16 protein-coding genes are annotated in these 10,364 nt (G+C 32.6%); 8 read left to right on the top strand and 8 right to left on the bottom strand.

Annotated features, from left to right (window positions below):
* Positions 1-853 (top strand): DUF1566 domain-containing protein (locus FTU12_RS15725; protein ID WP_180114942.1); only part of this gene is annotated, 853 nt, incomplete at its 5' end.
* A gap of 297 nt (positions 854-1,150) precedes the next feature.
* Here the strand turns inward: FTU12_RS15725 and FTU12_RS15720 are convergent.
* From FTU12_RS15720 to repM, 3 genes are read right to left on the bottom strand one after another with little or no spacing between them, the layout of a single operon-like run.
* Positions 1,151-1,294 (bottom strand): hypothetical protein, encoded by a 144-nt coding sequence (locus FTU12_RS15720; RefSeq protein WP_001125247.1) that lies wholly within the window; start codon positions 1,292-1,294, stop codon positions 1,151-1,153.
* Between the two features lie 20 nt (positions 1,295-1,314).
* Positions 1,315-1,890, bottom strand: coding sequence for a plasmid replication DNA-binding protein (locus FTU12_RS15715; protein WP_180114941.1), 576 nt, complete (start codon positions 1,888-1,890; stop codon positions 1,315-1,317).
* The gene (repM, locus tag FTU12_RS15710; protein ID WP_163169826.1) at positions 1,883-2,833 is read right to left on the bottom strand and encodes a replication initiation protein RepM; all 951 of its coding nucleotides are present in this window, start codon (positions 2,831-2,833) and stop codon (positions 1,883-1,885) included. Before repM ends, FTU12_RS15715 begins: the two co-directional genes overlap by 8 nt.
* A gap of 965 nt (positions 2,834-3,798) precedes the next feature.
* Between repM and FTU12_RS15705 the strand changes: the two genes are divergently transcribed.
* Positions 3,799-4,458, top strand: coding sequence for a plasmid mobilization relaxosome protein MobC (locus FTU12_RS15705; RefSeq protein ID WP_180114940.1), 660 nt, complete (start codon positions 3,799-3,801; stop codon positions 4,456-4,458).
* Positions 4,459-4,544: 86 nt separating this feature from the next.
* Here FTU12_RS15705 and FTU12_RS15700 read toward each other — a convergent pair whose 3' ends face one another.
* Positions 4,545-5,519, bottom strand: coding sequence for a hypothetical protein (locus FTU12_RS15700; RefSeq protein ID WP_180114939.1), 975 nt, complete (start codon positions 5,517-5,519; stop codon positions 4,545-4,547).
* 240 nt (positions 5,520-5,759) lie between these two features.
* Between FTU12_RS15700 and FTU12_RS15695 the strand changes: the two genes are divergently transcribed.
* On the top strand, positions 5,760-5,981 hold the full coding sequence (locus FTU12_RS15695; protein WP_180114938.1) for a hypothetical protein: 222 nt from the start codon (positions 5,760-5,762) through the stop codon (positions 5,979-5,981).
* Positions 5,982-6,050: 69 nt separating this feature from the next.
* Positions 6,051-6,578: a hypothetical protein gene (locus tag FTU12_RS15690; protein ID WP_180114937.1), complete on the top strand. Its 528-nt coding sequence runs from the start codon at positions 6,051-6,053 to the stop codon at positions 6,576-6,578.
* A 52-nt stretch (positions 6,579-6,630) separates the two neighbouring features.
* On the opposite strand, the gene FTU12_RS15685 is transcribed toward FTU12_RS15690, so the two are convergent.
* Positions 6,631-6,825 carry a molecular chaperone DnaJ gene (locus tag FTU12_RS15685; RefSeq protein WP_180114936.1) on the bottom strand — a complete coding sequence of 65 codons (195 nt, stop codon included), beginning with the start codon at positions 6,823-6,825 and terminating at the stop codon, positions 6,631-6,633.
* Positions 6,826-6,838: 13 nt separating this feature from the next.
* Complete coding sequence (locus FTU12_RS15680; RefSeq protein ID WP_180114934.1) at positions 6,839-7,477, bottom strand: hypothetical protein; 639 nt, start codon at positions 7,475-7,477, stop codon at positions 6,839-6,841.
* Between the two features lie 488 nt (positions 7,478-7,965).
* On the opposite strand from FTU12_RS15680, the gene FTU12_RS15675 reads away from it, so the two are divergent.
* From FTU12_RS15675 to FTU12_RS15665, 3 genes are all read left to right on the top strand, one after another.
* Entirely contained in the window at positions 7,966-8,118 is a 153-nt protein-coding gene (locus FTU12_RS15675) for a hypothetical protein (protein WP_180114932.1), read from the top strand.
* A gap of 232 nt (positions 8,119-8,350) precedes the next feature.
* Positions 8,351-8,632: a hypothetical protein gene (locus FTU12_RS15670; RefSeq protein WP_180114930.1), complete on the top strand. Its 282-nt coding sequence runs from the start codon at positions 8,351-8,353 to the stop codon at positions 8,630-8,632.
* Positions 8,633-8,651: 19 nt separating this feature from the next.
* Entirely contained in the window at positions 8,652-9,155 is a 504-nt protein-coding gene (locus FTU12_RS15665) for a hypothetical protein (RefSeq protein WP_163049780.1), read from the top strand.
* A gap of 111 nt (positions 9,156-9,266) precedes the next feature.
* Here the strand turns inward: FTU12_RS15665 and FTU12_RS15660 are convergent, their stop codons facing one another.
* Both FTU12_RS15660 and FTU12_RS15655 read right to left on the bottom strand, forming a co-directional pair.
* Positions 9,267-9,599 carry a type II toxin-antitoxin system HicB family antitoxin gene (locus FTU12_RS15660; RefSeq protein WP_004812232.1) on the bottom strand — a complete coding sequence of 111 codons (333 nt, stop codon included), beginning with the start codon at positions 9,597-9,599 and terminating at the stop codon, positions 9,267-9,269.
* Positions 9,596-9,844, bottom strand: coding sequence for a type II toxin-antitoxin system HicA family toxin (locus FTU12_RS15655; protein WP_004812233.1), 249 nt, complete (start codon positions 9,842-9,844; stop codon positions 9,596-9,598). The genes FTU12_RS15660 and FTU12_RS15655 overlap by 4 nt, the downstream gene beginning before the upstream one ends.
* A 328-nt stretch (positions 9,845-10,172) precedes the next feature.
* On the opposite strand from FTU12_RS15655, the gene FTU12_RS16365 reads away from it, so the two are divergent.
* Positions 10,173-10,364 (top strand): hypothetical protein (locus FTU12_RS16365; protein WP_218955964.1); only part of this gene is annotated, 192 nt, incomplete at its 3' end.

The following is a 10,364-nucleotide window of genomic DNA, read 5'->3' as shown; positions in this document are numbered from 1 at the left end:
AAAACTTATGTATTCAGACCTCGAAATGTCTACAATTATGGCTAGAAAATCTTTAGAACAATTAATTAAATGGATAGTAGATAATAAAATACAGAAAAATACAAAAAATATATCTATAAATAGCGCTTTATCTAGTCCAGAATTTAAAAATATTGTTCCCCCAAATATTTTAAATAAAATGTATTTAGTTAAAAACTTAGGAAATAAAGCAGTTCATGAAAATTCAGAAATTAAACAAAGCACTGTAAATATATTAATAGAAGATCTATTTATTATTTTTACATGGTTTTTTTCAGAATATGGATATGTTAAATCTCCAGTGAATAAACTAAATCCTATTCATAGTGCTAAAAACTCTGACTTTAAAATTAATAATACCTTAAGTACTCAGAATTTTAATAAAGACTCTTGTACCGCTAATTTAGATAATGAGTTACTTAATAATGGTGTATGGGTTGATCGCAAGCATAATTTAATGTGGGCAAGAATTAGTATAGGACAAAAATGGGAAAATGGGCGACATCAAGGATCAGCTACATGGGTTGATTGGCGTAAGGCTGAAAATTTGTGTAAACAATTGAGATTAGGGGGTTTTACAGATTGGCGTTTACCGACTATTCAAGAATTAGCAAGGTTAAAGCAACAAAATAAAATAGGTTACTTTTGCCCACCTGAAGCTTTAATAAAACCAACATTAAATAATTGGGGGTTTTATTGGTCTTGTTCAAAAATAGGATCTGAAATTATACAAGGCGTTAATTTTGATCAAGGATGTTTCGCAAACTATAATTATTTAGATTATGAGGGTCATGTACGAGCCGTCCGTAATATATATAAAGTATCTGAAATATAATAAAAATAGTCTTCTATTCTTATTATATTTAACTTGAATCCTACTTAAGCAAATGAGATCACTTCATATTGAGACTTACCCATCATTTGAAGCATAAAAAATATATAGATTTAAGATTTTCTAAAATTAACATAATACGCGTTATACGAAATGCTCTAAATTATTTGTTTTAATTCAATAGTTTATTTCGTATTGAAAAGCCCAACTCAGCTGAGTTGGGCTTTTTTGTGGATTTTTCATGTTCCACGCTTAATAAGTGAACAATGTTCCACGATCTTGATTAGGTCAATTGAATAATCAGGATGCCTGGTCTTTTTCTTTTTGGCGTTCATCCAGCTCTTTCTTCAGTGCCTTTTTATCCTGGTACGATGCAATCAGCATAATCGGGATCAGCAGCGGAGCCACAATAATGCCCAGGGCAATGTCTTTCAGTTTCGGCATGATTTCTCTCCCTAGATTGCTCAGTCATGATCAAAAACAGCATTTAGCACACGGCCAAATAATCCACGTTTTTTGTGTTGTGGCACTGCCACATTTTGCAACGTGGCATGCTGTAGCGTTTGGGTGTGGTATGCCGTAGTTTCTTGCTGTGGCACTACCACATTTTCTGCAATATTTAATTCATTATTCTTTTTATTATCATTGTCTTGTTGTGTTGTCGCATGCTGTGGTAGGTCGGTGTCGCATGCCGTAGCATCTTGTTGTGGTGCTGCTGTGGCAGGTGCAACACTTTTCAGCTCAATGAGTGTTTGCATACGGTCAATTTGTTGCATTAACCGTTCTTCACGTTCTTGGTATTTTTTGACTTCATTTTCTAAATGGGCAATAAGTTTTTTTGTAGATTCATCACCTTCTTGCTTAGATGATTCAATTTTTTGAGATGTTTGCTCTGGTTCTCCAAAGCATCGGATGACCTCTGCTAGATCGAATTGTCCATCACTGGAGCGTGATAAACGTCCATTACGTACAGCTCTGTAAATGGTTGATCTATCCACATGAAATTTTTTAGATACTTCACTTAGTGATAACTTAGCCATTTACGGTGTCCTTTTTATTTGATGGCATGTATCCCACTTTTTTTAGGTATGGGGATAGTTCTTTGATTTTTTCAGGGTCTTGTAGCATCTCAGCAATACGAACAGCAAATTGAGGATAGCTTTCTGTTCCTTGTGAATAGCGACCCATTTCAGGGAGTTCTGAAAGTTTATTTGCAAACATATGCCGTTGAGCATCGGTCATCTTTGAATAAAGATCCAAAGTATTCGGATCTCTTTCTATTGATGGGCTGTCCTTCTTTTTCTGTTTAAAGGTAAAAGAAAATCCTGAAATTGATCGACCTCTTTTGTGTTGTTCATATTTTACGGTTATATCCGTATGCTCATTTATTTGTTTAATTGAAAGTTCTAAAACACGCTCTTTTAAATGAGCCATCCGTAAATATTCATTATCAAGAACGCCTAGTTTTTTTCTAAAATCTTGTAGTTCTATCGTGGGTGTTTTACCAGCGCTTCGCCACTGAATTAGAAGTTCATATAAACGGATGGCATAAGCACTACTAAGACTACTGATTTGCTGTAATTCATACTTAGTAAATTGTTCTTCTAACCTGGTTATGAAGGGAACAACGGCAGGTGCAAATATTAAGTCTACAGTTGCTTCATTGTCGTTATAAGCAATCTGAGATACCCAACGACTCATAACGTTTCGAACATTCCCATTAGCTTTTTTTTCTTGATAGCTAAATTGACGCGCGAATAAATCCTTACAAGCATCTTTTAAGGCTTGATAAGCTGTATTACGGTGCACACCAAATTGATTTATATAATTATCTGCATGCACTTCTAAGGGATCATTTGCATTAATTCCTTTACCACTTTCCCTTGCTTCAACAATGGCCAATAAAATTAAACGTTGTTCTACTAAGTCTAAGTTATAGCTTGCATTGATTAAGGCATTGTCTTTTACAACTAAATCTCTCATAGCCACTATTTTTTTATTGTGTATAAGTACACATTAATATTATTTGTGTACTAATGCAAGGTAAACGTAGACATATTGCAAGGTAAACGTGGACATATTGCAAGGTAAACGTGGACATATTGCAAGGTAAACGTGGACATATAAGCGCTGAAAACCTTATAAATAAAGGCTTTCAGCATGTCTAAAAGTATTTAAAAACTTTAAAATAATTAAAAACACAGGGAATGAAAAATTGCCCTTGGTTTTCGCTTCGCTCAAACTCTATTGAATCTCGCTTTCGCTCGATTCGTCGGGGCAATTTTTGATTCAAATTTTCGTGACTTTTAGAAAAAGCAAAAGCACTCGGAATTCGCTTCGCTCATAAAACTTTTTATTCGAGCTTCGCTCGATACATCAGCATAAATCTCGAATCGCTTTGCTCTGTTCTTGTTGAGAATAGGCTTATGCAGCTTTGTAATCAGGGAAAAGACTTCTGGAATTTTAATTTTGGGACGTCACTCGTAGACACTCGTTCGGTTCTTAAAAGATAAGCATGAAAACATAGTCTAATTTGCTCTCATTTGCGATTTTTAGCTCCTATTTACCATTTTATAAGTTATGGGTGCTTTTCATTCAAATGAGCCTTAAAAACGCATTTAAAAGCGATCTTCAATCATATTTAAAAAACTGGGTTCTAGCTTTTGAGATTTTTTCATTTTTGATCAGCAGATCAGAATGCACGCTTACGCGTTTCTCTTTAAGAAACTTAAATCAAATATCTTCAATTGGCTTGATTGCACCAGTTTTTAATGTAGTTCTTACTCCTGAATATCATTTAAAAAATTAGTCATGACAAAGAAAAATAGGGGAAATGCAAAGAATTGATTTCTAGGGCAGGATAGGCAACAGCCGTTAAAATTGCCATTTTGTCACCCAGACTCTAAAATATAGAGCTGCAAAATATCACTTTGCTTACGGAATTAATCATGACTAAAGACAATAAGATTTCTTTTAGAATTGATCGAGCGGTGCTTGATTGGTGGGAGGCAAAGTGTGAGAAGCAAGGCGTTAAGAAAGGTGAGCCATTTCAGAAAGCTTTAGAAACTGCTTATAAAAAAGAAAATGATCCTGCATTTTCTGGACAGGATTTTTCCTTGCATCTGGATAATGATTTAGCTGAAAAAATCTTTAGTTTGGCCCAGGCAGAGCAGCAAGATCCGAATGAATTGATCATGGAGCTGTTAAGAGAAAAAATTGCTGAAAGGGAGAAAGTAGAAGACACGATCGATGTTTTTGAAAAAACCACACGCAAAGAATTAAGAATTAAACCAAGTTTATTAAAGAAAATTGATGAAAGAGCAGCCCTAAGCAAAATGAAGACGAATCAATATATTCTGTCTGTACTTACCGCAAACGTCACAAAAGATGCTCATTTTTTTGGGCAAGATGAAGCTCATTTGCTAGGAGACTCTAATGGGCAATTATCAGCTCTAGGACGTAATCTCAATCAGATGGCGAAAGCTATGAATCAAGGTATTTATGAGGCATATGACCGTGATTTTGTGGGTCGCATTCATGAACTCATCAGAGCTCATATACGTCATGTTTACAAACTGTTAGAACAGAATAAGAGAAGATGGGAATAAAAGTTTAGTCATGACTAAATTTCGCATAAGAGATTTTATGTTAAGTAGCCAGTTTATCTAACTCAAAAGTGTCTACAAAAGCGGGGCTATTCAGATGTATTTTGATTATAAAGTTCTCTAGCATATTCATGATTAATAGAGATATTCCATTCAGGGTCAAATCTGGAATCAAACTCTAAATTTGCAATTAACTTTCTAGAACTACCTCTTTTATCTTTTTGTTCAATTTTCCACTTATCTATAACTTCAGCACTTATGTGTAATAATTTATCACATATAAAGCCGAATCTAGCTTTATCAATAATAGATCCTTTTTGATCTAAATAAATTGTAATTTCTTTAAAGAGATCTATATCTTGAAAATTTTTTTTATAGATAGTGATAACATGGTTAAGACCTCCACAATATTGAGGCATTCTGAACATATCTAAATATAAATCCACAATATTTTGAATCCTACTTTTATTCCACCATTCACTTTCTACTAAATCTTTCTTATAAGTCAAAATAATACTTCTATTAGATCCTGCTTCATCAAGAACACCTTCAGAAGGATAAGGATGTAGAATTGATTGAGAACTTATGATTAGCCCATTTACATTTATATAATCTGAACTTAAAGGTCTTTCATCAATAGAGAATGAAATTTCAAATTTTTTTCTTAATTCCTTTAAACATAAATTTTTCCAATGATTTCTATCTGGAGTAGTAAAATATAATCCATCCGTTACTACGTTGCCTATTTTATATAGATTCATTGCAGTTAAATAACTAATATATCCAAATGGATAAAGCGCACTCACAGCCATATCAGAATTAATATTTCTCCCTTTTTTAATAAAAAATCCAAATCCTCTTGATGTTTTATTAAATCCATAAACTAGTTTATCTGTTATTAGATTTTCACAAAATTTGTAAAATTTCAGATTAGAAAATGGTTTTGTATTTGTAGAGTCATTTAGGAAAAGTTCGAGGTATTTTTGAAAGAGGGCTTGTCTCGATATGACATCTAACTCATAGTCATCAATTAACCATGTTCGTAACTTTTCTTCAATTTGCATGTTAAGTATTAAAATAATATAAGTCCTTAGGACTTATATTATTTTAATTCAACTTTGTCAAGTTTTTTTATTTTTTTACAAAAATTATAATTATCATTAACTTATGATAATTCGTTTAAATATTATGCTGTACGTCTTGAGTTAAAATTTATTTTAATGAATATAATTAACCTACAGGTTAAGTAAGAAATATAAATAGATTTTATTCTTTTTTTTCAAAGGCATAACAGGACAACAATTATGATTGAAGCTCCTACTAATTTTTGCTTTGTTCAACAAGAGGTGCATATTATGACTTATCATGCTTCTCAAGTGAAATTCAATAAAAAGGCATTTGATAACAAACGTTTATCTGAAAAAGTTAGATTAACTAAAGCTCAAATTGAGCAAATAGGAACATCTACTTTAGATCGTTATATGAAACGACCTGAAGATAAGCTAGGTCAGTATTTGGATCTCTAATTTTTACATTAATTTCTAATTAAACAAGCATTTCCTATATACTAAACTGATAGTTACAGGGGGTGCTGTTTGATTATTCCTAGAAAAAGAGTAAAAGTAGACTTAGAATTTTTTGATGGCGCAGAACCTGATTCTGAAAAATATAAGTATTTACTAGAAATAGCTCAATCTTTTGCTACTTATTGGCGTACTGGTTATCACGAAGATTTTGGCCGGGATAGACCCGTCAATTATCCGTCTATAGTGAAAGATGCTGGGCTATGTCATGTCCATATTTTGTTAGGGGATATTTCTCAACGAGCACAAGATTTATGGGATCAATATAATATTGCTAATAGAGGGCCTTTTTTTCGAAGCCATATTCTTGAATGCGACTCTATGATTTTATATGCAGTTAGCGAAGAAGGAACCGCTCTTTTATTAGCTTTATATGCAAAAAATGCCCATGAATTATTAAGTAGCAATCTAGAATATAACCGAAAACTCGCCTCTATAGCGCTTCGAGCATTTAAGGATTTCGGGGAACAACCGGCTTTAAAATCTGATCTGATCGATCTATTGAGAACCCCTACTCTATATAACAATACTGCAATATAAGAAATAAAAAAGCCCGACAGATGTCGGGCTTTCTAATACGAATAATGGAGTTTTAATCTTCATCAATTTCAATAAAACCATCTCCTCCACATGAAGAGCAGTCTTGATCTTCTAACACTCCATCACCACAACACTCTTCACATTGACAGATTTTATCTCCATCGAATACTTCACCACCGCCACCACAACTGGTGCATCTAAGATCTATAACCTTTCGACCTCTACATGTAGGACATGAAATTTCCATAATAATCTCCAGATTACTGACTTTCCATTTCACGTAAGAGTTTGTGAACTTCACGTGGAGATAAGAATGCAATGATATTTAAAATAGGATCTGGATTAATTGGATAAAAACCATCAATAGGATTGTTATGCACTGATACAATAGTTGCTATAGTTGGCCACGGCATGTCAATAAATAGATAATCTTCAAATTTGTTACTTGAAGCTATATCTCCGCAGTTTTTCCAATCTTCCTCATCTAGAAATACACTACCATCAAATATAGGACCTCTAGGACCTTTATAAAGAGAGCAGTTATATTTTACATTCCTAGCTAATCTTTTAGATAAAGAAATATGATGATTTTGCTCATCACGATGCAGTGATAACAAACAATCTTCTACAATGTCTAATACTAGTTGAGAAATTTCGAGACGATTAGCCCTTTCAGATAATTTATTTACATCAATTGTAGGCTGATATTGATATTTATCTTTTGAAAGAAAACCATCTGCCTTTAATGCAGCGTAGGTATTAAATCCAAAGAAAGCCGATATCAGCTCAAAGCAGTGGCCTCGGCCAATATGTAAACTGGTATCTTTTACGGTATCTTGAACTGTATTCGCAAAAAAATCTTTTAAAGAGATGAAGTACGAATATGAGTAATCAGACATGAGAACATCCTTAATATTGAATTACAGATGTGTGCTTTAGTTTTTGTATTGGTGGTTTTTTTATACAATACAAATGAGGCACACAATTAACTCAATATAAGGCGCTTCAATTTGTTGTAGATCAAATATCGACCTTCTAGGAGGTTAGCTTAACCACTCGCTGGTTACCAAGTCGTTGATCTGAATCTATTCTGTAAGAAAAATAAATTGATGTAAATTGTTTTTTTAATCAAAGTAAGAAAAAAATTGAATTATAAGTTTTCCTAAAATTAACATAATACACGTTATACGAAGCTCCAAAAATGAGATTAATCCAATGATTTAAAATATTTTTTTAATAAAAAAAGCCCGACATCCTGTCGGGCTTTTTCGTATTGGTTCGCTTGGCATAACTCCTGTCGTGCCGCCGATCCTTGTGCGATTATTTATTTTTATTCTGCGGAACGTCCGGTTCTCTTATGACTTCATGATATTGAATAGAAGGGGTTATGAATATCCGCAAAACCCCTAAATTTATGTGCGCTCAGGCGTACAAAATTGGTGGATTTTTATCCCGAGAGTTGTCCGCAGAAATTGGGGATAATTTAAGCCAGCGCTGGCTTGATAACGCAGAGAAAAATGACATTTTGATTAAAAATTGATCAATTTTATTGGCAAGAAGTATCAAAATAGCTCAAAAAGAAACCGACTTGTTTCCAAGTCGGTTTTTTGTGGTTTTTTAGGGGGATGGAAATTATTCAACTATATGAAAAACAAGGATATTTTAAAAAGCATTTCGTATAACCTCTATTATGTTAAATAACCCAAATTTCTTATCAATAATTCGGGTTAAAATAGTTTCTATCTAAAATTTATATTTAAAAGGGGAAAATAATGAAGCTTATTCAGCTGAGTTTTTTTACAAGTGCTATTTTATTTTCAAATTTTTTATATGCACACATGTTCACACCAACTGTTCTTTGTTCTAAGCCATCAAAACCATATAAGTTTAATAGTGAATATGAAGTAACCCAATATTTGAATAGTGTAGAAAGATATAAGCGTTGTATCTCAGATTTTGTTGAAACGCAAAACCGTGAAGCTAGTAATCATCAAAAAGCTGCATCAAATGCTATTGATGAGTGGAATAGATTTGTTAAGTATGAAATAAAATAATTTATAGGCTTTATTCAATATGAAAATTATCGCTTTCATCATTCTCTTTATCATTTTTATACTTTTTTTAGCTTTAAAAGGAGTTTTAAAATTAGCAAATAGCAAAAATATAATTAATCTAGATATTAGAAATATTGCACATGAATGGATAGCTTCCATGCCAAAGGCTAATGTTTCTCAACAAATAGATGCATCTAATGAGTTAATAAAAGCGACATTTTCTATGTTAGATGCTGCAAAATTAGCAGAGTATAACAAACTCATGTCAATTACTGATAAATCTGGGTTTAATCCATCTAATTTTGTTCAACTTACGTTCAAAGCTGCTCTTGGTTTACAAAATCAGCAAAAGATAAGTCTAGAAGGCTTTGATTTAAGACGTAACTTTGAAAAAGAAATGGTTTTATTTTTTTCAAAATGTGTTTCAGCAGTCTTATTGAACACTGAAATGGATGGATATGAACTATTAAATAGAATAGCCCTAGAAGCTAAAGGAAGTCATATACCTTGGAGTAATATTTAATTTATCTAAAATTAACATAATACACCTTATACGAAACTAAAAATGGGAGCTTTAAGCTCCCATTTTTGCTGAGTTTTTCAATTTTTAGGTAGTAGCCTAGGCTTCAATAAATTACGCACCTAAACGCATTAACTTTTCTTGAATCGCATCACTGACAAAGGCATTTAGAGAATTACTTGATGCTAAAACCGCCTTACGGTGCAATTCAGGGCTAATACGGACATTAAAAGTGCCTTTGAATGGTTGATCAGGAGATTTTCCTAGTTCAGCACATGATTCTAAATAGCCGTCTACAGATTCCTGAAAAGCTTTCTCAAGGGCTTTTAAAGTTTCCGCTTCATAGGTAATAAGATCACGAATAAAAGCAAGTTTTCCAAATAACTCACCTGTTTCAAGATCAGGCTCAATTGTTCCGAGATAACCTTTGTACTTTAAATAGCTCATAAAAATCCCTCCTGCTTGAGTGCCTGTTTTACAGCTTTCAATGCCCCACCTTTGATTTCATTTTCAGGGTGTGGTCTATGCAGTAAAATCATATGTTCAGTTTTTTCATTAAAAAACCGAACACGAGAGCCTGCCATTTCAAATTTTTCATAGCCGAGCTGGCTCAGTAAAACGACTAAATCTTTATATGGAAACGTATTTTTTGAATTTCCAAATTTTTCCAATAACTTTTCCGTTTTACCCATATTTTAGCCCTACTCAGTTACGACTAAGTATAGTCCCTTGAAATTAAAAAATGCAACTAAATTTAGTTGCATTTCATATAACCGCCATTATGTTAAATGATTCGAATCCAGATCAAGGAAATGAGATCATTTACATTGAGGCTTATCTATCATTTGAAGTATGAAAAATTTTATATTTTGATCTGATAAAAATAGAAATCTATTATTAAATTATATTTATCTTATGATTTTAAAGAGAAATCTTTATTCTCGATTTCGGATCAGCTATTAATAAATTATCTCTTTCCTTAGAATGTAACTTATCTTGTAACCTAAGAATTTTATAGAAATGTCAAACTTTTATTTTCTAGAAAAGCGATTTCCAGACCTCCAAAAAAGTGTTGAAAAAGCAGAAAAACTTATGTATTCAGACCTCGAAATGTCTACAATTATGGCTAGAAAATCTTTAGAACAATTAATTAAATGGATAGTAGATAATAAAATACAGAAAAATACAAAAAATATATCTATAAATAGCGCT

It is taken from the genome of Acinetobacter sp. YH12063 (assembly GCF_013419715.1).
GTDB lineage: Bacteria > Pseudomonadota > Gammaproteobacteria > Pseudomonadales > Moraxellaceae > Acinetobacter > Acinetobacter amyesii.
This window is presented reverse-complemented; position numbering and strand designations above follow the sequence as displayed.